Raw genomic sequence first — 22364 nt, 5'->3', positions numbered from 1 at the left:
TGAAACCTGGGTGAAAACAATGCGCACGCAACGATGCACCGCGTGGGGAGAACTCTCACCGGGCGCGACCTCGGGCTGTTCGGTGGCAGGTGTGCGGGCGAAACCGAGTTACAGCGCAACATTCCGGTGGCGACCGGCGTCGGCGCCGAAGTTGTCACGTGTAAGGCCGATGTTCGTGGGGACGGAGGGAACGCGGTCGCCGCGCGGTCTCGCCGACCTTCGATGTCCATGCCCCTTGACAACGGGGTATTACGCAGGCGTGACAGCGCGCTCGCCCCGCCCGCGCGATCCCCGATCCACATGCCGTCGAGGCGACGCGGTGACCCCGGATCGTGAGACCCCGGGAATGCGAACGGGCACCCCGCCGTGCAGCGGAGTGCCCTTCTCATGCCTTCGATCGGGAGGTCAGCCGCGCAGCGGGCGACCTTCGGCGTCGGGCACCTTGCCGGTGAGCATCATGATGCCGTCGATCAGCGCCCAGATACCGCAGCCACCGCAGGTGACGAGTTGCAGGATGCCGATGGTGGTGTGGCCGGTGTAGAAGCGGCCCACGCCCAGGGTGCCGACGAACAGCTGCAACAGACCCGCGGTCAGCTTCTCCTTGTCGGAGAACGGCGTGCCGTACTGGTCGCGGCCGTAGGGCGCTTCGGCATCGCCGGGGTACCCGCCCGGCTGACCGCCGTACGGCGAGGGCGCGTAGCCACCCGGCTGCTGGCCGTACTGGGGCTGCTGCCCGTAGGGATCGCTCGGCGGCTGGTTGTACTGCGGCTGTCCCGGTGCGGCCCCCGGCTTGTTCAGGTCAGGCCCCGTGCCCTGCGGGCCGTACTGGGGTCCGCCGGGGTTCTGCTGATAGGGGTCGGTCACGAAATGTCCTCCTCATTTTGTGCGGGCGCTCCCCCGCCTGTGGCGCGTCCTGTCGGACGCCGGAAACCGTGACCATATTCGCCACGGACCGGCGGGTTCGACGACGAGCGTGTCCGACTGGATCCTGCGGGCGCCGAATCGGCTGTCCCGCTCGGATTCCACCCCGAAACCTGCTCGAAGTCGTGTCCGACTCGGCGGCTTCGCCAGACTCTACTGTCTTCGGCTCCGCGACGCCGACCTCGGCCGACTCGTCGTCCGGCGAACGGTTCGCCGGACCCGATACGGTTATCGCACGGCGTGACCGATCCGTTGCCTTTTCGGCCGAGAAATTTGCCGGAGGCACGGAATCCGTGCGCGCCCGCGAATGCCGGGGCGACTCAGGACCTGTCGGCGGTGTCGCCCTCGGCGGCGGTGGAGGCGTTGCTGCCGGTCGCGGCCGAATTCTTCATGCCGTTGACGCCGTTCGCCGCGGACTTGCCGGATTCGGTGGCGGACGGTGTCTTCGAGGTAGCGGGGTTCTTCTCGCTCGGCGCGGCCTCCGAATCCGGTTCGGCCGTCATCCCTCCCGCGGACTCTCCGGACTCGGTGGTCGCGTCGGATTCGCTCGGCTTCGCGGCGGTGGCGGATTGCGCTCCGGCGGCGGATTTCCCGAGGGCGACCGGTGTCGCCTCCGACTCGTCCTCCGTGGATTTCACGTCCGTATCGGATTCGACCTTCGCCTCGGCTTCGTCGGCGGTCTCGGACTTCGCGTCGTCGTCGGATTCCGCTTCCGCCTCGGCGTCGAGTTCGATCACCTCCGGATTCGCGCCCACCGCACGCAGTTCGGCGAACTGCCACGGCCACGGACGGCGCACGGGGTCGGGTTGCAGCATCTGCGCGGTCTCACGGCCCTTGGTCGCGAAGACGAAGTAGGCGATGGCGGCGAGGAATACCAGGGCGGCGGTGAAGGAGTTGATGCGGATACCGGCGATATGGGTCGCCTCGTCGTCACGCAGCAGTTCGACCACGAAACGACCGACGCAGTAGCCCGCGACGTAGAGCGCGAACAGGCGACCGTGCCCGATGCGGAAACGCTTGTCGATCTGCACCAACAGCACGACCACGATCAGGTTCCAGACCATCTCGTAGAGGAATGTCGGCTGCACGACCTTCTCCACGACGCCGGTGGAGACACCGTTCATCATGTCCAGCTTGCCGTCGTCGTCGAAACGCAGGTTGATCTCGAGTCCCCACGGCAGATCGGTCTCCCGGCCGTAGAGTTCCTGGTTGAAATAGTTGCCGAGCCTGCCGATGGCCTGCGCGAGCAGGATCGGCGGCGCGATGGCATCACCGAACGCGGGCAACGGGATTCGGTAGATCCGGCAGCCGATCCAGGCGCCGATGCCGCCGAGGAAGACCGCGCCCCAGATACCGAGACCGCCCTGGTAGATCTTCAGCGCGTCGAGCGGATCACCGCCCTCACCGAAGTATTTCTGCCAGTCCGTCGCCACGTGGTAGAGCCGTCCGCCGACGAGTCCGAACGGTACGGCGAACATCGCGACGTCGAGTACCGTGCCGGATCTTCCGCCGCGCTCCTGCCAGCGGCGTTCGCCCCACCAGATGGCGACGACGATGCCGATGATGATGCACAGGGCATAGGCCCGTAGCGGGAACGGACCGATCTGCCACACGCCCTGCGAGGGGCTGGGAATGTAGGCCAGCACGTCGCTGTTGGCCACGACACTGTCTGCCAGGACTCGTAAGGTCACGGTCGCCACCGTAGCGGAGGCACGACCCCCGGCGAGCGTCGCGGTCCGATCACACGCCGCTCATCCGCGCGAGCCGACGAAGACCGGAACGGAAACGGCGGTCGCCACGCGCCACGGACCGCGGCCGCGACAGCGCGAACCACGGCAGCGGATCAGGACCGTACGGTTGCGGAGCGAACACCCTCGGCGAGTTCGGCGGTGAGCGCGTGGACCGCGTCCAGCCCTTCGGCGGCGGCGCTGACCAGCGCCGAACCGACGATGACGCCGTCCGCGTACGAAGCGATCTCGGCGGCCTGCGCGCCCGATCGAACACCGAGGCCGACGCCGATCGGTATATCGGAATGCGCGCGGATCCGCGCGCACAGCGCGGGCGCGGCCGAGGAGACCATGTCGCGCGCTCCGGTCACGCCCATCGTCGACGCCGCGTAGATGAATCCGCGCGAGGCCTCCAGGGTCTTGACCAGTCGCTCCTCGGTGGAGGACGGCGCGACCAGGAAGATCCGGTCCAGATCGTGGGCGGCGGAGGCGACGAACCAGTCGTCGGCTTCCTCCGGGATGAGATTCGGGGTGATGATGCCCGCGCCGCCCGCACCGGCGAGATCGCGCGCGAACCGGTCGACGCCGTAGCTCAGCACCGGATTCCAGTAGCTCATGACCACGGCCTGACCGCCCGCGGCCGTGATCGCCTCGACCACGGAGAACACGTCGCGCACGCGGACGCCGCCGCGCAGCGCCTGTTCTGCGGCGGCCTGGATCGTCGGACCGTCCATGACGGGATCGGAGTAGGCGACGCCGACTTCGATGATGTCGCATCCGGATTCGACCATCGCCCGGCACACGGCGATGGACCCGGCCAGGTCGGGATAACCGGCGGGCAGGTAGCCGATGAGCGCCGCCCTGCCCTCGCCGCGCGCGGCGGCGAAGGTGTTGGCGAGGCGGGACTGCTGACTCATGCGCCGGTCTCCTCGTCGTTCTCCTCGAACAGACCGAACCAGCGGGCCGCGGTGTCCATGTCCTTGTCGCCGCGCCCGGACAGGTTGACCAGGATGATCGCCCCCGGTCCGAGTTCGCTACCCAGTTTCAGCGCACCGGCCACGGCGTGCGCCGATTCGATGGCCGGGATGATGCCTTCGGCGCGGCTCAGCAGCAGCAGCGCGTCCATCGCCTCGGTATCGGTGATCGGCCGGTACTCGGCGCGCCCGACATCCTTGAGGTAGGCGTGTTCCGGACCGACGCCCGGGTAGTCCAGGCCCGCCGAGATCGAATGCGATTCGATCGTCTGGCCGTCCTCGTCCTGCAAGAGGTAGGAGTACGCGCCCTGGAACGCGCCCGGTGTACCGCCGGTGAAGGTGGCGGCGTGCCTGCCGGTGTCGACGCCGTCGCCCGCCGCCTCGTAGCCGATCAGCCTGACGTCGGTGTCGTCGAGGAAGGGGTGGAAGATGCCGATGGCGTTGGATCCGCCACCGACGCAGGCCACGACCGCCGCGGGCAGCCCGCCGGTGAGCGCGCGTACCTGGGCTTTCGCCTCCATGCCGACGATGCGCTGGAAATCGCGCACCATCATCGGGAACGGATGCGGGCCCGCCGCGGTGCCGAAGCAGTAGTAGGTGGCGTCGGCGTTGGTGACCCAGTCGCGCAACGCCTCGTTGATGGCGTCCTTGAGGGTCTGCGAACCGGTCGTCACCGAGACGACCCGGGCGCCGAGCAGACGCATGCGCGCCACGTTCAGCGCCTGCCGCGCGGTGTCGACCGCGCCCATGTAGACGACGCATTCGAGGCCGAGCAGCGCGCACGCGGTCGCGGTCGCGACGCCGTGCTGGCCCGCGCCGGTCTCGGCGATGACGCGGGTCTTGCCCATCCGCTTGGCGAGCAGTGCCTGGCCGAGCACGTTGTTGATCTTGTGCGAGCCGGTGTGGTTGAGATCCTCGCGCTTGAGCAGGATGCGCGCGCCGCCCGCGTGTTCGGCCAGCCGCGTGCATTCGAAGACCGGCGAGGGCCGACCCGTGTAGTCGCGCTGCAATCGGTCGAGTTCGTCGAGGAAGACCGGGTCGAGTCTGCACTTGTCGTATTCGGCGGTGACTTCCTCGATGACCGCCATCAACGCCTCGGGCACGTGCCTACCGCCGTAGACGCCCCAGTGGCCGCCCGGATCGGGCTCGTGCGCGCTGCGCTCGTGGACGCCCTGACTGGCCTTGGGCAGCGAACCCGTCGCCATCACCGGCCCCTGCGGGCCGGTTTGGGGCAGGACGGGTGGGTGCCCGCCGTCACCAGCTGCAACACCGCCGCGCGGGGGTCACCGCTGGTCACCAGGCCCTCGCCGACGAGAACGGCATCCGCGCCCGCGCCCGCGTAGGCGAGCAGGTCCGCGGTGCCGCGCACGCCGGATTCGGCGATCCGGATGACCTCGGTCGGCAGGCCGGGGGCGATCCGGGCGAAGACGTCGCGATCGACCTCGAGGGTTTTGAGATTGCGCGCGTTCACCCCGATCACCGAGGCGCCCGCCTCGAGCGCGCGGTCGGCCTCTTCCTCGGTGTGCACCTCGACCAGCGCGGTCATGCCGAGCGATTCGGTGCGGTCGATCAGCGAGGAGAGCACGTCCTGTTCCAGGGCGGCGACGATCAGCAGGATCACGTCGGCGCCGTGCGCGCGGGCCTCGTGGATCTGGTACGGGCCGATCACGAAATCCTTGCGCAGGATCGGGATGCTCACCGAGGCGCGCACCGCGTCCAGATCATCGAGGGAACCGCCGAAACGACGGCCTTCGGTGAGGACGCTGATGATGCGCGCGCCGCCGTCCTCGTAGGCCTTGGCCAGACTGGCCGGGTCGGGGATGTCGGCGAGAGCGCCCTTGGACGGGCTGGATCGCTTGACCTCGGCGATGACGCCGATGCCGTCCTCCAGGAGTGCGGCACGGCCGTCGAGCGGCGACGAGGCACGGGTCGCGGCGGCTTTGATGGCCTGGAAGTCCAGGACGGCTTCGCGAGCGGCCACATCCGCGCGGACCCCGTCGAGAATCGAGTCGAGTACCGTCATCTGGCTCGAATCCTTTCTGGGGAGACGGACTTGCTGCCTGAGAATCCCCCCAGGCGCTGTCTCACCGATGCTGACAAAGAATAAATGGCGTGCTCTTTCCCGATCGCGGCGGGGTTGGCCCGGCCACGACACCTCCGGTCGGGTATACCGCGCGCGGCGTGGCGCGCGGTGCCCGCGATGACGTCAACGGTCATGGCCGCCCGGTTCGTCCGTGGTCTCCTCGGTCGGGTCGGTACCCGCGTCGAGCGCGTCCCACAGCACCCGTTCGGACAGACCGCCGGCCGGGGCGTCGGCGTCCCGCTTGGCGACCTGCTCGGTGGCGGCGGCGCGGCGGAACACCGGATTGTCGTATTTGCCGGACAGTCGCGCGGACTGTTCGGGCATCCGCGCCAGCAGGACCGCCGCGACGAAGGCGGCGGCGGCAGCGGCGAGGGTGAGCCAGGCCGGGAACGGCGCGACGACCACGTCGGTGACCGTGGCACGCCCCGGCAGTTCGGCCAGTGTCGCGGCACGTTCCTCGGTCGCGCCGGAACCGGTCAGCAACGCGAAGGACGGCACGGCGGTCACCGCGGCGACCAGGCCGACGAGGATGCCGACGATGCGACGCGGCCAGCCGCGCGTGGCGAGCACCGCCGCGACGGCGGTCAGCAGGACCAGGGCGAGCGGGGTGAGCGCGCCGAACCAGTCGCTGCCGAGGAGTTCGTCGGTTCTGGGCTGGGTCAGACCGTCGGTGGACGACACGGTGACCCAGGTCAAGCGCGAAGAACCCCACATGGCCGCCGCGGCCAGTGCCATGAGCACGATCGCGCCGACCGGATACCTGCGCGCCTGCCGCGCCGCGCTCGGCGCGGCGCTCGAATCGGGCTGCTGATCTGTCACGGCGGGATCCGTCATCGTCGGCTTCCGTCCGGCGCGGGCGGGCCGCCCGGCTCCGTGCCGTAGGCGCGCAGGGTTTTCGCCGCGGCGACGGCCTTGAGTACCGCCATCGCCTTGTTCCTCGCCTCGACGTCCTCGTATTCGGGATCGGAATCGGCGACGACGCCCGCGCCCGCCTGCACATAGGCCGTGCCGTCCTTGAGCAGGGCGGTGCGGATGGCGATGGCGGTATCGGCGTCGCCCGCGAAATCGAGATACCCGACGACGCCGCCGTAGACGCCGCGGCGGGTCGGCTCCAATTCCTCGATGAGCTGCATCGCCCGCACCTTCGGCGCGCCGGACAGCGTGCCCGCCGGGAAGCAGGCGTTGACCGCGTCGAGCGCGATCCGCCCGGGAGCGAGACGGCCGGACACGGTCGAGACCAGGTGCATGACGTGGCTGTAGCGCTCGATGTGGCGGTAGTCGGTGACCCGGACGGTGCCCGGCTGACAGACCCGGCCCAGATCGTTGCGGCCCAGATCGACCAGCATCAGATGCTCGGCGTTCTCCTTCTCGTCGGCCAGCAGGCCCTTCTCGAGCAGTAGATCGTCCTCCTCGGTGACACCGCGCCAGCGGGTGCCCGCGATCGGGTGGGTCGTCGCGACGCCGTCCTGCACCGTCACCAGGGATTCCGGACTCGACCCGACGATGGAGAAGGCGGTGCCGCCGTCGCCGTCGGGGATGTGGATCAGGTACATGTACGGACTCGGGTTGGAGGCACGCAGCATCCGGTACAGGTCGATCGGCGCGCCGTCGTAATCCATCTCGAAGCGTTGCGACAGCACCACCTGGAAGGCTTCGCCCGCCTCGATCTCCTTGATCAGCCGTCGCACGCCCGCGCCGAATTCCTCGGTGGTGCGCCTGCGCAGGTATTCCGGTTCGGGCTGATCGAAGACCGACACCGTGGACGGTGACGGCGCGGCGAGCGCCGAGGTCATCCGGTCCAATCGCGCGACGGCGTCGTCGTAGGCCTCGTCCACCCGTTCGGCGGTGCCGTTCCAGTTCACGGCGTTGGCGATCAGCGTGATCGCGCCCTCGTGGTGATCGAACGCGGCCAGATCGGTCGCGAGCAGCAGCACCATCTCGGGCAGTCCCAGATCGTCGGTCGCGATTTCGGGCAGACGTTCGATCCTGCGGACCGCGTCGTAGCCCAGATATCCGACCATGCCTCCGGTCAGCGGGGGCAGATCGGGCAGCCGCTCGGTGCGCAGCAATTCCAGCGTCTCGCGCAGCGCGAGCAGCGGATCGCCGCCCGACGGCGCGTCCACCGGGATATTGCCGAGCCACGTCGCCTCACCGTCGACGACGGTCAGCGCCGACGGACTGCCCGCGCCGATGAAGGACCAGCGCGACCAGGACCGGCCGTTCTCCGCGGACTCGAACAGGAAGGTGCCCGCCCGGTCGCCGCCGAGCTTGCGGTACGCGGACAGCGGAGTTTCCGAGTCGGCCAGCACCTTTCGGGTCACCGGGACGACCCGATGCTCCGCGGCGAGGGCGTGGAACTGTGCACGGGTCGTGGTTGTCGGTGTCGACGCGCCTGGCATGGCCCCATCATCCCAGCACCGGCTGCCCCGCCGACGAGCGGTGTCCACCCACGTTCGCCGAAGGCGCCCCCGGCCCGAACCACACCGGAGTCGCCGTCCGGGGCCCGTGCCCGGATCTCCGCCGTAACTTTTTCCGCGACGCGGCAATTCGTCGGCGGCGGGTAATGTCCGAGTCATGCAGACAGGTCAACTCGCCCCAATTTTCGAGCTCCCCGATCAGTCCGGTACGCCCCGTTCGCTCGAAGCACTGCTCGCGGACGGTCCTCTGGTTCTGTTCTTCTATCCCGCCGCCAACACGCCCCTGTGCACCGCCGAGGCCTGCCATTTCCGTGATCTCGCCGCCGAATTCCAGAAGATCGGCGCGTCCTGCGTGGGAATCAGCGCCGACGGCGTCGACACCCAGGCGGGGTTCGCCACCAAACAGGGCCTCGGCTACCCGCTGCTGTCCGATTCCGACGGCGCGGTCGCCGCGCAGTTCGGCGTCAAGCGTGGACTGCTCGGCAAACTCGCGCCCGTCAAACGCCAGACCTTCGTCATCGATACCGACCGCACCGTGCTGAAGGTCATCGCCAGCGAGATCCGCGCGGGCGTGCACGCCGACGACGCGCTGGAATTCCTGACCAAGCGCGCCGGATAGGAACAGCCTCGCGCGACCCGTGACGGGGTCGTACGCCGTGACACGGCGCCGGCCTCCGTCGAATCCGTAGCCGGTGCCGCGCGCCCGGCGCGAAACTCCCTCTCATCGAGAGGGATTCGGTCGCCCGCCGACAAGGATTCGGCCGTCACGATCGTGAACGAGGCGACGAGGTCGGTGTCGGCCGCGCCGGGGAAGCTGGATCCCTTCGACGTGGCACCGGGTCGATCCGGCCCTGCGGCGGAACTGCTGGACCCCCCATCACACCGAACGCCATCAGCGGTGCGGGCGGCGGCCCTCCATGTCATGCCGGGCCGCGCACCTGATGCCCAGCCTCGGGCGAGGGCAGCAACACGGCGAGGGCAGCGCCGACGATCGGCCGATGCAGTCTCGATCCGCCGAAATGCCCCGATCGCCGGGGCTGGGGCCGTCGACACTCTCACCGAACCGTCGCGACAACCGCGTGTGAGCGGCCGGTTCAGCGCGCCCGTAAGGGGCACGGCACCGGCTACCGGCAGTCACCTCCGAAACAGGGGCGACCCATACCGCTACCTCCACGCGATCGAGCAGCAACCGTGCGGAAATCTCGGTGGAGATTTCACCCATCCTGTGAATGACCTCACGACATCCGGCAACTCTGAGACGGTCGAGCGAAGTCGTGGCAAACTCGATATTCGCAGGTGACAGTGACTATCGGACTTGTGAACGCACGTCGCTGGCTCGAGAGAGGCACATGGTGACGAAGTGGCTCGACCCCGTCGAACAGCGGGCGTGGCGCGCGATCGTCGCGCTCATGACCCGGTTGCCCGGCGCCCTCGATACGCAGTTGCAGCGTGAGTCCGGAGTCACCCATTTCGAGTACTGGGTGCTGACCCTGTTGTCCGAGGAACCGGGTCACCGCCTCCAGATGAGCGATCTGGCGCACAAGGCGAACGCGTCGCTGTCACGGCTGTCGCACGTGATCTCCAAGTTGGAGCGGATGGGGTTGGCGGAACGAGTCGCGACCCAGGGCCGACGCGGCGTGCACGCGGTCCTGACCGACAACGGCTACCTGAAGGTGGTCGAATCGGCCCCCGGCTACCTGGACACCGTGCGTCGCCTGGTGTTCGACGGCTTGGCCGCCGACGAGACCGCGCGATTGGCCGATTTGAGCGAACTCCTGTCCACCCGGCTGACCGAGGTGCTGTCCAGGCCGGACACGGCCGCCGGGACCGCGGACGACGGCGGCTGACCGGCGCGGCTCAGGCGGGCTCGCCCAACAGCAGGTCGGCGTCGAAGCAGGTGTGCGTGCCGGTATGGCAGGCGGCGCCCTCCTGGTCGACGACCAGCAGGATCGTGTCGCCGTCACAGTCGAGCCGGACCTGGTGGACGTATTGGGTGTGGCCCGAGGTCTCCCCCTTGACCCAGTACTCGCTGCGGGAACGCGAATAGTAGGTCGCCTTTCGGGTCGCCAGCGTGCGCGCCAGCGCCTCGTCGTCCATCCACGCGACCATCAGGACGTCGCCGGTCGCCCGCTCCTGCGCGACGGCGGCCACCAGACCGGCCTCGTTGCGCTTGAGCCTGGCGGCGATATCGGGGTCGAGTGTCATGTCCCCCGTTATAACAAGGCGCGGCAGACGCGACGTCGTCGCCCTACTCCTGGGGGCTGGTCTGCAACTCGATCGCCACCAGGAGTTCGACCAGGTCGTTGATACTGCGGACATTGCGCCCGGTCAGTTCCTGAATGCGCCCGAGGCGGTATTTGGCGGTGTTGTGGTGGATGCGCAGTTCGTCGGCCGCCTCGCGCAGGTTCATATCGGCGGCGGCGAAGGCCCGGATGGTGTCGGCCAGCACGCCGCCGCGGGTGCGGTCGTCGGTCAGTGCGGCGCCGATGCGCGGGTCGACGAGATGACGGGCGGTGTCGTCGGCGCGCAACATCAGATAGCGGAACGGACTCAACTGCGGCAGGGCGAGCACACCGCCGTCCTCCGGTAGGAGTTCCAGCGCGGCCTGGGCCTGCTGGTAGGCCCTGGGGATTCCCGCCACCTCGGAGACCGACGGACTGATGCCGATGGCGAGGGAGATCCCTTCCGAGCGCAGTTTCTCCCGCATCACCCGCAGTCGCTCGCACAGTTCGTCGCTGCTGCCGCTGCGCCCGAGAACCGGAACGGCGACGACCTCGCCGCCGCGCACCACCGACAGCGTGCGCAGCCCGTTGACCCCGATGCGCGAGGTCGAGGCGCAGACCAGATGCCTGACCTCGGCGTCGGAATCGGAGGATTCCCCGCGCCGGGTCGCCGTGCCGAGGACCACCGCCCTGACCACGACCATCGGCGCGGTGCGATCGGCGACGATGCCGTGCGCGTTGGCCGTCACCAACTGGGTGCCGCGCTCGGGCAGCACGCCGTCGAGCAGGGATTCGAGCAGTTCCCTGCTGTCACCGCCGACCTCGGCCGAGAGGTACTGCTGGAATTCCAGGTAGGCGTGCGCCGCCTGGGTGCTGATCAGATCGCAGAAGCGGGTGAGCGGGGCGACCATCGACAGGGTGGCCTCGCGGGCGGCCTGGGACTCCCCCGCGTGCGCGAGCATGGTCTTCCAGGTGGCCTGCTGCCCCAGCCGGAAGGCGTTGATGTAGTCGACGAGGGTGAGTCCGGACTGGGCCCGGCGCGCCGCGGCCCGGCGAACGTAGGCGAAATCTTCCGAGGTGACCCTGCGTTTGTCGAGCATCGCCTCGAAGCCGGTCCGGTTCAACCGGGCGAGCTGATCGTGCACATCGGCGCGGAAGCCGGTGTCGCGGGCCGAGTAGCCGGGAATCTGAGTGGTGATCGCGGAGATCCCGGCATCGGCGATATCGCGCGCGTGCTCGAAAACCGTGCCTGCGATCCGCCTGCGCTCGGCGTACACAGTCTCCGGATCCGAGGTGGCGCGCGGGTGTGATCCAGATGACATAGTCGGATACTCCACGGCGACGCCCCGGGGTGTCAACACACCCGATTCGCGAACCGTCCATGTCCGCAGAGGACAAATTCATCGGTGGAGTTTGAGCCACAAAGCCCAATGTGTCTCCCAACCTGCGATTTTACGCTGGCACGACCAGATACGCCGGTAGCAGAACCGCGTTGTCCCGCACGGATTTCGCCCGCGAAAAAAATCGCGGGCCGGAGGACGAATGCTCGAGATATCCCACCTGACCGTCCGCTTCGGCGGCATCACCGCATTGCACGATGTCGGATTCGCGGTAGCACCCGGCGAGATGGTCGGGCTGATCGGACCGAACGGCGCAGGTAAGACGACGCTGTTCAATTGCATGACCCGTCGCTACACGCCGAATTCGGGCACCGTGCACTACCTGGGTGAAGACCTGGGCGGGGTGCGACCGGACGCGCTGGCAGGCCTGGGCGTAGCACGGACCTTCCAGAATCTGGGCCTTTTTCCGCATTTGTCGGTCAGAGACAATGTGTTGGTCGGCGCGCACCATCGCGCCGGAGCCGGTTTCGTCTCGGCGGCACTGCGACTGCCGAAGGTCCGCCGCGAAGAGCGGCGGCTGCGCGCCGAGGTGGACGCCCTGCTCGCGCGGCTGGATCTGGACGACCTCGCCGAACATCCCGCCAGCGGCCTGCCCTTCGGCACGCTCAAGCGCATCGAGCTGGCCCGCGCGCTCGCGGTCGAGCCGCGACTGCTGCTGCTCGACGAGCCGGTCAACGGACTCAGCCACGGCGAAGTCGGCGAATTCGCGAACCTGTTGCGGTCGCTGCGCGACGAACTGGATCTCACGGTCGTCGTCGTCGAACACCACATGGGTTTCGTCATGGGTCTGTGTGATCGGGTGGTGTGCCTGGAATTCGGCAAGGTGATCGCCGAGGGCACCCCCGAAGTCGTGCAGAGCGATCCCGCCGTTATCGCGGCCTACCTCGGGACAGCGGCATGAGCGCTGACCCCTACCTACACGTCACCGATCTGCACGCCGGCTACGGCGCCGCGAAGGTTCTGCACGGACTGAGCTTCTCGGTCGCCGAAGGCGAAGTCACCGCCATCCTCGGGCCGAACGGCGCGGGTAAGACGACACTGCTGCGCGCGCTGTGCGGAATGGTCAAGGTGCGCGGCGAGATCCGTCTCGGCGGCACCTCGGTCGCGGGCCGCGCGCCGGACGCCATGGCGCGCCTCGGCGTCGCCCATGTCCCCGAGGGCCGCGGCACCTTCGGCCAGCTCAGCGTCGAGGAGAATCTGCGCCTCGGCGCCTACCGGCACCGCGACCGCGTGCGTATCGACGCCGATCTGCGGCGCGTTCTCGACTACTTCCCGGTTCTGAGGGAACGCCTCGGCGAGGCGGCGGGCGGATTGTCCGGCGGTCAGCAGCAGATGCTCGCGATCGGCCGGGCGCTGATGCTTCGCCCGACACTGCTGCTGCTCGACGAACCGTCCCTCGGCCTGTCCCCCGTGGTCACGCAGGAGCTTTTCCAGATCGTGCACACCATCAACCAGGAGGAACGCACCACCGTGATCGTCGTCGAGCAGAACGCTCACCTGGCACTGGCCACCGCACACAACGCGCACGTCCTCGAAACCGGCCGAATCGTTCTGTCCGGCACCGCAGCGGAGATCCGCGCCGACGAACGAGTGGTGCAGTCCTACCTCGGATACCAGGTCTGACCGATGGCCGAATTCCTACAGCAACTCATCGAGGGGATCACCGCGGGGGCGATCTACGCGGGCCTCGCCCTCGCCCTCGTCCTCATCTATCGGTTCACCGGAATCGTGAACTTCGCCCAGGGTGAGCTGGCCATGTTCTCGGCCTTCCTCGCCTGGCAGTTCGTCGAGTCGGGTATGCCCTTCTGGCTCGCACTGCCCGCGACGCTGGCGATCTCGTTCATCGGCGGCATGCTGATCGAGCGGGTGATCATCCGGCCGGTGGAGGGCGCACCCGAACTGACGCTGGTGATCGTCACGGTCGGGCTGTTCTTCTTCATCAACGCCGCGGCGGGCTGGATCTGGTCGTTCCAGGTGAAATCCTTCCCGAATCCCTTCCCGGAGGGCGCGATCCGCGCGGGCGGAGTGACCGCCGGATACAACAGCCTCGGCGTGGTGGCCGTCGTCGCCGTGGTCATGGCGCTGCTCTACCTGCTGTTCCGCTACACCAAGATCGGCCTCGCCATGCGGGCCGTCGCGAACAATCCGCAGTCGGCCGAACTCGTCGGCATCAGGGTCGGCACCGTACTCGCCCTCGGGTGGGGCCTGGCCGCGCTGGTCGGCGCGGTGTCGGGGGTGCTGTCGGCGCCGCTGCTGTTCCTCGAACCCAACATGATGGGCGGGGTTCTGATCTACGCCTTCGCCGCCGCGACACTCGGCGGATTCGACAGTCCGGGTGGCGCGGTCGTCGGCGGCGTCATCGTCGGGGTCGCCGAGACGCTGACCGGCGCCTACGTCGACGCCATCGGCACCGAACTCAAGGTCGGAGTCCCGCTGGTGATCATTCTCGGGGTACTGCTGTTGCGACCGCAGGGTCTCTTCGGAACCGCGGTGGTGGAACGCGTATGACCGCCGTATCCCGCAGTGAGTCTCCCGCTGCCGCCGTCCCCGCTGCGCCCACCGTGCCGGAGCCGAGGAAATCCCCGCTGAGCAGGCTCGTCACCGCCGGACGTTGGCACTGGCTGCTCGTCGGCGTCGTCGTCCTCGTCGCCTGCTACGCGCCGTTCGAACTCGCACCGTTCCGCACCTTCCAGCTCGCCATGGCGATGATCTACGCGATCGCGCTGCTCGGGCTGAATCTGATCGTCGGCCACACCGGCCAGATCTCGCTGGGCCACGGCGCGTTCTTCGCGGTCGGCGCGTACACCGCGGCGGTGCTCATGGACCGCTGGGACACCCCGTACCTGGCGACCCTGCCGATCGCGGCCGTTGTCACCTTCGTCATCGGCTTCGCGCTCGGCATCCCGGTCCTGCGATTGCGCGGGCTCTATCTCGCCCTCGTGACGCTGGCCATCGCCATCTTCATGGTGCCGCTGCTCAAACGATTCGACGATGTCACCGGCGGGTCCATGGGTCTGACCCTGCCCAAGCCGCAGCCGCCCGAGTGGACCGGGCTGGCCGAGGACCAGTGGCTGTACTTCCTCGCCCTCGGCACGACGCTGATCAGCTTCCTGCTGGTCGCCGGGGTGCTGCGGTCACGGGTTGGGCGCGCGCTGCACGCCATCCGCGACAACGAGATCGCCGCCGAGGTACTCGGCGTCCGGCTCGCGTTCTACAAGACGCTCGCCTTCGCGTGGAGCGCGACCTTCGCCGGGGTGGCCGGCTGTGTCTACACCTGGGTGATCGCCTACGTCTCCCCCGACTCGTTCGCGGTCGGACTGTCGATCACGCTGCTGGCCGGACTGGTCGTCGGCGGACTCGGCACCCAGTGGGGACCGGTACTGGGCGGACTGTTCGTCATGTACGTGCCGAACTTCGCCCAGGACATCAATCAAGCCGCACCCGGCGTCATCTTCGGACTGCTGATCATCGCGGTCATGTACCTCGCGCCGAACGGATTGGCCGGCCTGGTCGGCCGCGCGGCGTGGTGGCTCGGCCGGCGAGGTCGGCCAGTTCTTCGGAAAGGGAATACCAATGCGCACTAGGGCGATTCGCCTGATAAGTCTGGCGGCGGCCGTGCTGTTCGCGACCACGGCCTGCGGAGGCGGCCGAGACGGGGACAGCGGCGGAACCATCGGCCAGGGTGACTGCAAGGGGCAGCAGACCACCGGCATCACCGATACCACTATCAAGATCGGCGGCGCCTACCCCCTGTCCGGCCCCGCGTCCGCGTACGCCGAACTGCCCAAGGGCATCCGGGCCTACTTCGACTACGTCAACGCCGAGAAGGGCGGCATCGACGGACACAAGGTCGAGTACCTGGTGCGCGACGACGGCTACCAGCCCCCGAAGACCGTCGAGGAGATCCGTCGCCTCGTCGAACAGGACCAGGTCTTCGCGGTCTTCCAGACCCTCGGCACCCCGACCTCGTCGGCGGTCTGGGACTACCTGAACCAGCGTCAGGTGCCGCAGATCTTCGTCGCCGGTGGCGCGACGCAGTGGGGCGCGAATTCCGAGCACCCGTGGACCATCGGCTGGCAGCCCAGCTACCTCGCCGAAGGCCAGGTGTTCGCACAGTACGTGCGCCAGCAGAAGCCGGACGCGAAGGTCGCCGTCCTCTACCAGAACGACGACTTCGGCAAGGATCTGCTGAGCAGTTTCACCAAGAACGTCGCGGGCAGCGGCGTCTCGATCGTGGCCGAACAGAGCTACGAGGCCACCGATCCCACCGTCGAGCCTCAGCTGCGCAACCTGGCCAACTCGAAAGCCGATGTGCTGCTGAACTTCGCGACGCCGAAGTTCGCCGCCCAGACGCTGGCCGCCGACGCGCGCAATATCGACTGGAACCCGCTGCACATCCTGACCGTGGTCTCCAACCCGATGACCACGCTCAAGCCGGTCGGACTCGAGAACGTCCAGGGCATCGTCTCGGCGGCGTTCCTCAAGGATCCGGCCGATCCGCAGTTCGCCAACGATCCCGCGGTCGCCCTGTACCGGGAGAAGCTGGCCAAGTACGCGCCCGGCGCCGATCCGACCAACCAGTACACCACCTCGGGCTGGGCGGTCGCGGAGAGCTTCGCCAAGACCTTCGAGGCCGCGAAATGCAAGACCCGCGAAGGTCTTCGGGATTCGGTGCGCGCCCTGAACGACGTGACCATCGACCTGATGCTGCCCGGCATCACGCTCGAGACCGGCCCCGGCGACGCGTTCCCGCTCGAGGCCATGCGAATCCAGAAGTTCGAGGGTGACCGCTGGGTTCTGAACGGCGATGTGATCCGCACCAGCAAGTGATCCACCAACGCTTCGTGCTTCGGCGCACTCCAGCGCCGTAGCCGGCCCCGAAGAAATCAGATAGATGAGGAAACAGATGAAGTTCCGCAGTTCCATCATGACCGCCGCGCTGGCGGCGGTCGCCCTCGGCGTCAGCGCGGGCGCGAGCCACGCCGCACCGGCGCCCGAGCCGCAGCAGGACATCTCCTACGAGGTCACCCGCCAGGGCGATTCGGCCGTCGTCACCCTCGACAGCGGCAAACTGCGCGTGGTCGCCGATCAGCTCGTCATCACCGATGATCGCGACACCCCCGTCGCGGCCCTGCCGCTGAGCTACCGGATGGACGCTCTCGCCTTCCCGATCTCGGCGAATATCGACGGACGCACCGCGACCCTCACCCCGACCAAGGACGCGGGCACGCCGGTCGCTGCCGTCTCGCCGAGCCAGATCGTCACCGCCGATCAGGTCGCCGAATCCTTCACCCCGCGTGACCTGACCGCGCTCGGCGCGCTCGCCCAGCGCATCACCATCGGCAGCGCCGTCAGCGCGGTCGTTGGCGCCGTGCTCGGCGGCGGCGTCGGCTGTCTGCTCGGCGCCGCGGGTGGCGCCGCGATCGCCAGCCCGGTCATCGCCCTGCTGCTGCCCTTCGTCGGTGCCGCCATCGCGGGCTGTGTCCTGGGTGCGGCCACCTTCGGCGCGGTCGGCGGCATGGTCGGCCTGATCACCGTCGGCGGTCCGCTGGCGCTGTTCGCCGCCTTCCAGTACTTCTCCACCATTCTCGCGCCGTGCCCGGCCGAGCTGCCGTACTGCAAGGATCCCGCCGTCCCGGCGCCCGCTCCCGCGAAGTAACCGAAACCGCCAGGCCGCGCCTGCCCACCCGAGTGCCCGGGTGGGCAGGCGCTTCCGCGTGCGACCTCAGCGCACGACGATGGATTCCGCGCGCATGGAATCCTTGACCTCGCCGATGGTCAGGTCACCGAAGTGGAAGACACTGGCCGCGAGTACCGCGTCCGCGCCCGCCGCGACGGCCGGGGCGAAATGTTCGACCGCGCCCGCGCCACCGCTGGCGATGACGGGCACCGTGACCGCCGCGCGCACCGCGCGGATCATCGGAAGATCGAAACCGACCTTGGTCCCGTCGGCGTCCATCGAGTTGAGCAGGATCTCCCCGACGCCCAATTCGGCGCCACGCACGGCCCATTCGACGGCGTCGATGCCGGTGCCGCGTTTACCGCCGTGCGTGGTGACCTCCCACCCCGACGGGGTGTCGGGGTGGCCTTCCGGCACGGTGCGGGCGTCGACGGACAGTACGATGCACTGCGATCCGAACCGCTGCGACATCTCCCACAGCACCTCCGGCCTGGCGATCGCGGCGGTGTTCACCGACACCTTGTCCGCGCCCGCGCGCAACAGCCGGTCCACGTCCTCCACGGTCCGCACGCCGCCGCCGACGGTGAGCGGGATGAAGATCTGCTCCGCCGTGCGGGTGACGACATCGATCATGGTGCCGCGGTCGCCGGTGGAGGCCGAGACGTCGAGGAAGGTCAGTTCGTCGGCGCCCTGGGCGTCGTAGAGGGCCGCGAGTTCCACGGGATCGCCCGCGTCACGCAGATTCTCGAAATTGACGCCTTTGACCACCCGTCCCGCGTCCACATCCAGACACGGGATCACGCGTACCGCCAACGTCATTGACTCACCCTTCGAATTCGTCTGTTCCGGCGCGTGCGGACCGCGCCCCGGTGAGCTTCGCACCCACCGCTCATGCCGTGCTGACCATGCTGATCATGTCCAGCAGTTCTTCGTGCACCCCCGGCGCGGCCGCGAGCACCGACCCGGAGGTGATATGCCACGGATCGCCCGCGAGGTCGGTGACGACGCCGCCCGCCGCGCGGATCAGCGCGACACCGGCCGCGTTGTCCCACGGATGATGTCCGAACACGATCGCGCCGCCGAGCACCCCCGACGCGGTGAACGCCAGGTCGATACCGGTGGATCCGTGCATGCGCACCCGCGAGGAGAGTCTGCTGAGCGGACCGAGCAGATCGAAGCGGAAACGGCCGGGGATGCGCCCGGTGGCGTCGACATTGAAGGCGCCGAAACCGATCATGGCCTCGGCGAGCCTGCCGCGCGGCAGCGGCGGCAACGGCGTGCCGTTGAGGGTGACCGGCCCGCCGAGCGCGGCGGCGGCGTAACGCCTGCCCAGAATCGGCAGCCAGGTCAGCCCGAGTACCGGCTCACCCTCGTGCACCAGCGCGAGCAGCATGCCCGAGAGCGGATGGCCCGAGGAGTAGTTGAAGGTGCCGTCGATCGGGTCGAGCACCCAGGCGGTGCCCGAGGTCAGCTGCGGACCGCCGAATTCCTCGCCGTGCACCTCGATTCCGGTCCGCTGCTCGAGCCGGTCGGAGATGGTGCGTTCCAACTCCAGGTCGAGTTCGGTCGCGAAATCGTTGCCGCCCTTGCTGATCGCGCTCGGCGCGCCGATACCCTCGACGAAGCGCGGGGCCGCCGCGTCGAGGATGTCGCTCGCCGTGGCGAGCAGGGCCGAGAGATCGGCGATCGGGTCGGCGGTCATCGGGTGCTCAGCGCACCGCTGCCAGCGCCTCGGGCAGCGTGAAGCGGCCCGCGTAGAGCGCTTTGCCGACGATCGAACCCTCGACGCCGTCGTCGACCAGTCCCGCGATGGCGACCAGATCCGCGACGGTGGACACGCCGCCCGAGGCGATCACGGGCGCGTCGGTGGCGGCGCAGACCTCGCGCAGCAGTTCGAGATTGGGGCCGGTCAGGGTGCCGTCCTTGGTCACGTCGGTGACGACGTAGCGGGAGCAGCCGTCACGTTCGAGGCGCTCGAGCACCTCCCACAGGTCACCGCCGTCGCTCACCCAGCCGCGACCGCGCAACCGGTATTCGCCGTCGATGATCCTGACATCGAGACCGACCGCGACACGTTCGCCGTGCTCGGCGATGGCCTTGGCGCACCACACCGGATCCTCCAGCGCGGCGGTGCCCAGGTTCACCCGCGCGCAGCCGGTGGCCAGGGCGGCACGCAGCGATTCGTCGTCACGGATACCGCCGGACAGTTCGACCTTCACATCGAGTTCGCCGACGACACCGGCCAGCAGCTCCCGGTTCGAGCCGCGTCCGAAGGCCGCGTCCAAGTCGACCAGATGGACCCATTCGGCACCGGCCTCCTGCCAGGCCAGCGCGGCGTCACGGGGCGAACCGTAGCTGGTTTCGCTGCCCGCCTCCCCCTGCACGAGGCGCACGGCCTCTCCATTGGCGACATCGACGGCGGGAAGCAGTACAAGACTCACTCCGAGCAGCTTAGTTGCTGTCCCGTGGCATTCGAGCTCCGGGCCTGCGCTGATGCGACGGCGGTCACCGCGGGGGCCGATGCCGCTCAGCCGCGCGCGTGGTGATCGAGGATCCTGGTGAGCAACTCGACCAGCTGCGCGCGCTCGGCGGCGGAGAATCCGGCCAGCAATTCGTCCTGGGCGGTGTCGAGGCGCCGATCGAGTTCCGCGAGGTGGCGGGCGCCGGAATCGGTCATGGTAACGATATTGCGGCGGCGGTCGGCGGGGTCGGGGCTGCGCTCGACGAATTCGCGTTCGGCCAGGTCGTTGAGCGCGGCCACGATATCGCTGCGGTCGATGCGGGTGCGACGACCGAGTTCGGCCTGGCTGTCCGGTCCGAACGCCTGGAGCGTGGTGAGCAGCGCGTAGTGGTGCCTGCGCGACCCGGTGTGCTCGAGCGCCCGGTCGGTGGCCCGGTCCGCGAGGAGCGCGACCTGGTTGACCAGCCTCGTCGGTAGGGCGCGAAGCCTGCTCGCCGCGCCTTCGTCGGAGATTTCCATGCGCCTACATTACAAGACTTGTTGGTGCGACCTACATTCTGATATCGTTGGCTTCACCAACATTGGACAGGCCAACGATTATCCGAAAGGTTCCCCCGATGAACAGATTCCGCGCCGTGGCCCTCACCGCCCTCCCGCTGGCACTGCTGGCCGCCTGCTCGACGACGGCCACCGCGACCGATGACACCGCGCAGCGCGAAACGCGCGAACCCCGCGACCGCGACCAGATCACGCAACTGGTCTACCGGCTCGGCCGCGCCCTCGACGAAGGCCGCTTCGACGACCTGCGCGCCATCTACACCCCCGACGCCACCGCGCGAACTCCCGGCGGAACCGCCGAAGGCCGCGACGCCCTCATCGCCCAGGCACGCCGCAACCACACCGACGCGCACCGGATTCAGCACTTCTTCAGCAATGTGATCGTCGACGTACACGGCGACAGCGCCGATGTCCGCGCCAATATCGTGGCGATCTTCACCCCCGCCGCGGAGACGCCGGGACGAGTCGCCCCGAAACCCGCGTTCACCCTCGGCGTGGTGTACCGCATCGACGCCGTCCGCTCCGGAGAAGGCTGGAGCATGTCCCGGGTCGATATGACGCCCCAGTGGTCGACCGGCACCCGCCCGTGACCCGTGTGGACCTCCTATCGCGTACCCGTACGACCTCCGGGTACGCGAACAACCCTGCCGAACCGGCGGGTATCGCGGCGATTACAGGGAGGCGACCCAGTTGCGGAGAAGTTGTGCGCCCGCGTCGCCCGACTTCTCGGGGTGGAACTGGGTCGCGGACAACGCGCCGTTCTCGACGGCGGCGAGGAACGGGACGCCGTGTTCGGCCCAGGTGAGGCGCGGGTTGGCGAAATGTTCGCTCGGGGGCAGGTCCCAGGTCTGGGCGGCATAGGAGTGCACGAAGTAGAAGCGGGTGTCGCGGTCCATTCCGGCGAACAGGGTGCTGTCGGTGGGGGCCGAGACGGTGTTCCAGCCCATATGGGGCAGTACCGGGGCGGAGAGGCGTTCGACGGTGCCGGGCCATTCGGCGCACCCGTCGGTCTCCACGCCGAATTCCACGCCGCGCTCGAACAGGATCTGCATGCCGACGCAGATGCCGAGTACCGGACGACCGCCCGCCAGGCGCTGGCCGATGATGCGTTCACCGCGCACGGCACGCAGACCGGCCATACACGCCTCGAACGCGCCGACGCCGGGAACGACCAAACCGTCCGCGGCCAAGGCGATCTCGGGATCGGCCGTCACCTCGACGGTCGCGCCCGCGCGCACCAGCGCGCGCTCGGCGGAATGCAGATTGCCGGAACCGTAGTCGAGCAGCGCGACGGTTGTTGTGCTCACAGCGTTCCCTTCGTCGACGGCACGCCGTGCACGCGCGGGTCCGGTTCGACGGCGGCGCGCAGCGCCCGTGCCACAGCCTTGAATTCGGCTTCGGTGACGTGATGCTGGTCGCGGCCGTAGAGCACCCGCACGTGCAGCGCGATGCGGGCGTTGAGCGCGATCGACTCGAAGACGTGGCGGTTGAGCACGGTGGAATACGGCGCGCCGGGCGCGGCACCCGGAATCACCGTGTGCAGCAGGTGATCCGGTTCGCCGGTGTGCACGCAGTAGGGCCGCCCGGAGACGTCGACCGCGGCGTGCGCGAGGGTTTCGTCCATCGGGATGAAGGCGTCGCCGAAACGGCGGATTCCCGATTTGTCGCCCAGCGCCTGTCCGAGGGCCTGTCCGAAGACGATCGCGGTGTCCTCGACGGTGTGATGCGCCTCGATCTCGATATCGCCCTGCGCGCGCACCGTCAGATCGAAACTCGCGTGCGCGCCGAGCGCGGTGAGCATGTGATCGTAGAAGGGGATGCCCGTGGAGATCTCGGTCTTGCCGGTGCCGTCCAGATCCAGTTCGACCAGAATGCTGGATTCCTTGGTCACGCGTTCGACCCGCGCGGTCCTGCTCATGCT

24 protein-coding genes are annotated in these 22364 nt (G+C 68.7%); 9 read left to right on the top strand and 15 right to left on the bottom strand.

The window, feature by feature from the left end:
- Nucleotides 1-405: 405 nt before the first annotated feature.
- From OG225_RS04375 to OG225_RS04345, 7 genes are all read right to left on the bottom strand, one after another.
- On the bottom strand, nt 406-864 hold the full coding sequence (locus tag OG225_RS04375) for a TM2 domain-containing protein (protein ID WP_405180501.1): 459 nt from the start codon (nt 862-864) through the stop codon (nt 406-408).
- A gap of 377 nt (nt 865-1241) precedes the next feature.
- Nucleotides 1242-2612, bottom strand: coding sequence for a prolipoprotein diacylglyceryl transferase (lgt, locus tag OG225_RS04370; protein ID WP_405180500.1), 1371 nt, complete (start codon nt 2610-2612; stop codon nt 1242-1244).
- A 152-nt stretch (nt 2613-2764) separates the two neighbouring features.
- On the bottom strand, nt 2765-3565 hold the full coding sequence (gene trpA, locus OG225_RS04365; RefSeq protein WP_405180499.1) for a tryptophan synthase subunit alpha: 801 nt from the start codon (nt 3563-3565) through the stop codon (nt 2765-2767).
- Nucleotides 3562-4827 (bottom strand): tryptophan synthase subunit beta, encoded by a 1266-nt coding sequence (trpB, locus tag OG225_RS04360; protein ID WP_405180498.1) that lies wholly within the window; start codon nt 4825-4827, stop codon nt 3562-3564. The genes trpA and trpB overlap by 4 nt, the downstream gene beginning before the upstream one ends.
- A complete protein-coding gene (gene trpC, locus OG225_RS04355; RefSeq protein ID WP_216909217.1) occupies nt 4827-5645 on the bottom strand; it encodes an indole-3-glycerol phosphate synthase TrpC in 819 nt (272 codons plus the stop codon). Before trpC ends, trpB begins: the two co-directional genes overlap by 1 nt.
- 183 nt (nt 5646-5828) lie before the next feature.
- Entirely contained in the window at nt 5829-6524 is a 696-nt protein-coding gene (locus OG225_RS04350; RefSeq protein WP_405180497.1) for a TIGR02234 family membrane protein, read from the bottom strand.
- A gap of 11 nt (nt 6525-6535) precedes the next feature.
- The gene (locus OG225_RS04345) at nt 6536-8104 is read right to left on the bottom strand and encodes an anthranilate synthase component I (RefSeq protein ID WP_405180496.1); all 1569 of its coding nucleotides are present in this window, start codon (nt 8102-8104) and stop codon (nt 6536-6538) included.
- Nucleotides 8105-8279: 175 nt separating this feature from the next.
- On the opposite strand from OG225_RS04345, the gene OG225_RS04340 reads away from it, so the two are divergent.
- On the top strand, nt 8280-8741 hold the full coding sequence (locus OG225_RS04340; protein WP_405180495.1) for a peroxiredoxin: 462 nt from the start codon (nt 8280-8282) through the stop codon (nt 8739-8741).
- 730 nt (nt 8742-9471) lie between these two features.
- A complete protein-coding gene (locus tag OG225_RS04335) occupies nt 9472-9969 on the top strand; it encodes a MarR family winged helix-turn-helix transcriptional regulator (protein WP_405180494.1) in 498 nt (165 codons plus the stop codon).
- A gap of 10 nt (nt 9970-9979) precedes the next feature.
- On the opposite strand, the gene hisI is transcribed toward OG225_RS04335, so the two are convergent.
- Entirely contained in the window at nt 9980-10327 is a 348-nt protein-coding gene (hisI, locus tag OG225_RS04330) for a phosphoribosyl-AMP cyclohydrolase (protein ID WP_216909206.1), read from the bottom strand.
- 43 nt (nt 10328-10370) lie between these two features.
- Nucleotides 10371-11666 (bottom strand): PucR family transcriptional regulator, encoded by a 1296-nt coding sequence (locus OG225_RS04325; RefSeq protein ID WP_405180493.1) that lies wholly within the window; start codon nt 11664-11666, stop codon nt 10371-10373.
- A 220-nt stretch (nt 11667-11886) separates the two neighbouring features.
- Between OG225_RS04325 and OG225_RS04320 the strand changes: the two genes are divergently transcribed.
- The 6 genes from OG225_RS04320 (at nt 11887) to OG225_RS04295 (ending at nt 17403) form a co-directional block, all read left to right on the top strand.
- Nucleotides 11887-12645 carry an ABC transporter ATP-binding protein gene (locus OG225_RS04320; protein ID WP_405180492.1) on the top strand — a complete coding sequence of 253 codons (759 nt, stop codon included), beginning with the start codon at nt 11887-11889 and terminating at the stop codon, nt 12643-12645.
- The gene (locus OG225_RS04315) at nt 12642-13367 is read left to right on the top strand and encodes an ABC transporter ATP-binding protein (protein ID WP_405180491.1); all 726 of its coding nucleotides are present in this window, start codon (nt 12642-12644) and stop codon (nt 13365-13367) included. The genes OG225_RS04320 and OG225_RS04315 overlap by 4 nt, the downstream gene beginning before the upstream one ends.
- A 3-nt stretch (nt 13368-13370) precedes the next feature.
- On the top strand, nt 13371-14252 hold the full coding sequence (locus tag OG225_RS04310; protein ID WP_405180490.1) for a branched-chain amino acid ABC transporter permease: 882 nt from the start codon (nt 13371-13373) through the stop codon (nt 14250-14252).
- Complete coding sequence (locus OG225_RS04305) at nt 14249-15328, top strand: branched-chain amino acid ABC transporter permease (RefSeq protein WP_405180489.1); 1080 nt, start codon at nt 14249-14251, stop codon at nt 15326-15328. The genes OG225_RS04310 and OG225_RS04305 overlap by 4 nt, the downstream gene beginning before the upstream one ends.
- Entirely contained in the window at nt 15318-16574 is a 1257-nt protein-coding gene (locus OG225_RS04300) for an ABC transporter substrate-binding protein (protein ID WP_405180488.1), read from the top strand. Before OG225_RS04305 ends, OG225_RS04300 begins: the two co-directional genes overlap by 11 nt.
- Nucleotides 16575-16650: 76 nt before the next feature.
- A complete protein-coding gene (locus OG225_RS04295; protein ID WP_216909192.1) occupies nt 16651-17403 on the top strand; it encodes a hypothetical protein in 753 nt (250 codons plus the stop codon).
- 66 nt (nt 17404-17469) lie between these two features.
- On the opposite strand, the gene hisF is transcribed toward OG225_RS04295, so the two are convergent.
- The 4 genes from hisF to OG225_RS04275 form a co-directional block, all read right to left on the bottom strand.
- The gene (hisF, locus tag OG225_RS04290; protein ID WP_405180487.1) at nt 17470-18243 is read right to left on the bottom strand and encodes an imidazole glycerol phosphate synthase subunit HisF; all 774 of its coding nucleotides are present in this window, start codon (nt 18241-18243) and stop codon (nt 17470-17472) included.
- Nucleotides 18244-18313: 70 nt separating this feature from the next.
- Nucleotides 18314-19126 carry an inositol monophosphatase family protein gene (locus OG225_RS04285; RefSeq protein ID WP_405180486.1) on the bottom strand — a complete coding sequence of 271 codons (813 nt, stop codon included), beginning with the start codon at nt 19124-19126 and terminating at the stop codon, nt 18314-18316.
- A 7-nt stretch (nt 19127-19133) separates the two neighbouring features.
- Nucleotides 19134-19865, bottom strand: coding sequence for a bifunctional 1-(5-phosphoribosyl)-5-((5-phosphoribosylamino)methylideneamino)imidazole-4-carboxamide isomerase/phosphoribosylanthranilate isomerase PriA (gene priA / locus OG225_RS04280; protein ID WP_216909188.1), 732 nt, complete (start codon nt 19863-19865; stop codon nt 19134-19136).
- 86 nt (nt 19866-19951) lie between these two features.
- Nucleotides 19952-20404: a MarR family winged helix-turn-helix transcriptional regulator gene (locus tag OG225_RS04275; RefSeq protein WP_405180485.1), complete on the bottom strand. Its 453-nt coding sequence runs from the start codon at nt 20402-20404 to the stop codon at nt 19952-19954.
- Nucleotides 20405-20502: 98 nt separating this feature from the next.
- Between OG225_RS04275 and OG225_RS04270 the strand changes: the two genes are divergently transcribed.
- The gene (locus tag OG225_RS04270; protein WP_405180484.1) at nt 20503-21033 is read left to right on the top strand and encodes a nuclear transport factor 2 family protein; all 531 of its coding nucleotides are present in this window, start codon (nt 20503-20505) and stop codon (nt 21031-21033) included.
- 81 nt (nt 21034-21114) lie between these two features.
- On the opposite strand, the gene hisH is transcribed toward OG225_RS04270, so the two are convergent.
- Together hisH and hisB are read right to left on the bottom strand one after the other, a co-directional pair.
- On the bottom strand, nt 21115-21750 hold the full coding sequence (gene hisH / locus OG225_RS04265; RefSeq protein ID WP_405180483.1) for an imidazole glycerol phosphate synthase subunit HisH: 636 nt from the start codon (nt 21748-21750) through the stop codon (nt 21115-21117).
- Nucleotides 21747-22361, bottom strand: a complete 615-nt coding sequence (gene hisB / locus OG225_RS04260) for an imidazoleglycerol-phosphate dehydratase HisB (RefSeq protein ID WP_405180482.1) — start codon at nt 22359-22361, stop codon at nt 21747-21749. The genes hisH and hisB overlap by 4 nt, the downstream gene beginning before the upstream one ends.
- Nucleotides 22362-22364 lie beyond the last annotated feature (3 nt).

This window comes from Nocardia sp. NBC_01377, from assembly GCF_045040005.1.
GTDB lineage: Bacteria > Actinomycetota > Actinomycetes > Mycobacteriales > Mycobacteriaceae > Nocardia > Nocardia noduli.
The sequence above is the reverse complement of the archived record's forward strand: the minus strand, read 5'-3'. Positions and strand labels throughout refer to the sequence as shown.

Bases quoted from the DNA above. Each gene is read 5' to 3' on its own strand.
- OG225_RS04270 (WP_405180484.1), top strand. From the start codon at position 20,503: ATGAACAGATTCCGCGCCGTGGCCCTCACCGCCCTCCCGCTGGCACTG.
- hisF (WP_405180487.1), bottom strand. From the start codon at position 18,243: ATGACGTTGGCGGTACGCGTGATCCCGTGTCTGGATGTGGACGCGGGA.
- trpB (WP_405180498.1), bottom strand. From the start codon at position 4,827: ATGGCGACGGGTTCGCTGCCCAAGGCCAGTCAGGGCGTCCACGAGCGC.
- OG225_RS04340 (WP_405180495.1), top strand. From the start codon at position 8,280: ATGCAGACAGGTCAACTCGCCCCAATTTTCGAGCTCCCCGATCAGTCC.
- OG225_RS04275 (WP_405180485.1), bottom strand. From the start codon at position 20,404: ATGGAAATCTCCGACGAAGGCGCGGCGAGCAGGCTTCGCGCCCTACCG.
- OG225_RS04335 (WP_405180494.1), top strand. From the start codon at position 9,472: ATGGTGACGAAGTGGCTCGACCCCGTCGAACAGCGGGCGTGGCGCGCG.
- OG225_RS04320 (WP_405180492.1), top strand. From the start codon at position 11,887: ATGCTCGAGATATCCCACCTGACCGTCCGCTTCGGCGGCATCACCGCA.
- OG225_RS04345 (WP_405180496.1), bottom strand. From the start codon at position 8,104: ATGCCAGGCGCGTCGACACCGACAACCACGACCCGTGCACAGTTCCAC.
- hisI (WP_216909206.1), bottom strand. From the start codon at position 10,327: ATGACACTCGACCCCGATATCGCCGCCAGGCTCAAGCGCAACGAGGCC.
- OG225_RS04315 (WP_405180491.1), top strand. From the start codon at position 12,642: ATGAGCGCTGACCCCTACCTACACGTCACCGATCTGCACGCCGGCTAC.
- OG225_RS04295 (WP_216909192.1), top strand. From the start codon at position 16,651: ATGAAGTTCCGCAGTTCCATCATGACCGCCGCGCTGGCGGCGGTCGCC.
- hisB (WP_405180482.1), bottom strand. From the start codon at position 22,361: ATGAGCAGGACCGCGCGGGTCGAACGCGTGACCAAGGAATCCAGCATT.
- OG225_RS04285 (WP_405180486.1), bottom strand. From the start codon at position 19,126: ATGACCGCCGACCCGATCGCCGATCTCTCGGCCCTGCTCGCCACGGCG.
- OG225_RS04300 (WP_405180488.1), top strand. From the start codon at position 15,318: ATGCGCACTAGGGCGATTCGCCTGATAAGTCTGGCGGCGGCCGTGCTG.
- trpC (WP_216909217.1), bottom strand. From the start codon at position 5,645: ATGACGGTACTCGACTCGATTCTCGACGGGGTCCGCGCGGATGTGGCC.
- OG225_RS04310 (WP_405180490.1), top strand. From the start codon at position 13,371: ATGGCCGAATTCCTACAGCAACTCATCGAGGGGATCACCGCGGGGGCG.
- OG225_RS04305 (WP_405180489.1), top strand. From the start codon at position 14,249: ATGACCGCCGTATCCCGCAGTGAGTCTCCCGCTGCCGCCGTCCCCGCT.
- OG225_RS04325 (WP_405180493.1), bottom strand. From the start codon at position 11,666: ATGTCATCTGGATCACACCCGCGCGCCACCTCGGATCCGGAGACTGTG.
- trpA (WP_405180499.1), bottom strand. From the start codon at position 3,565: ATGAGTCAGCAGTCCCGCCTCGCCAACACCTTCGCCGCCGCGCGCGGC.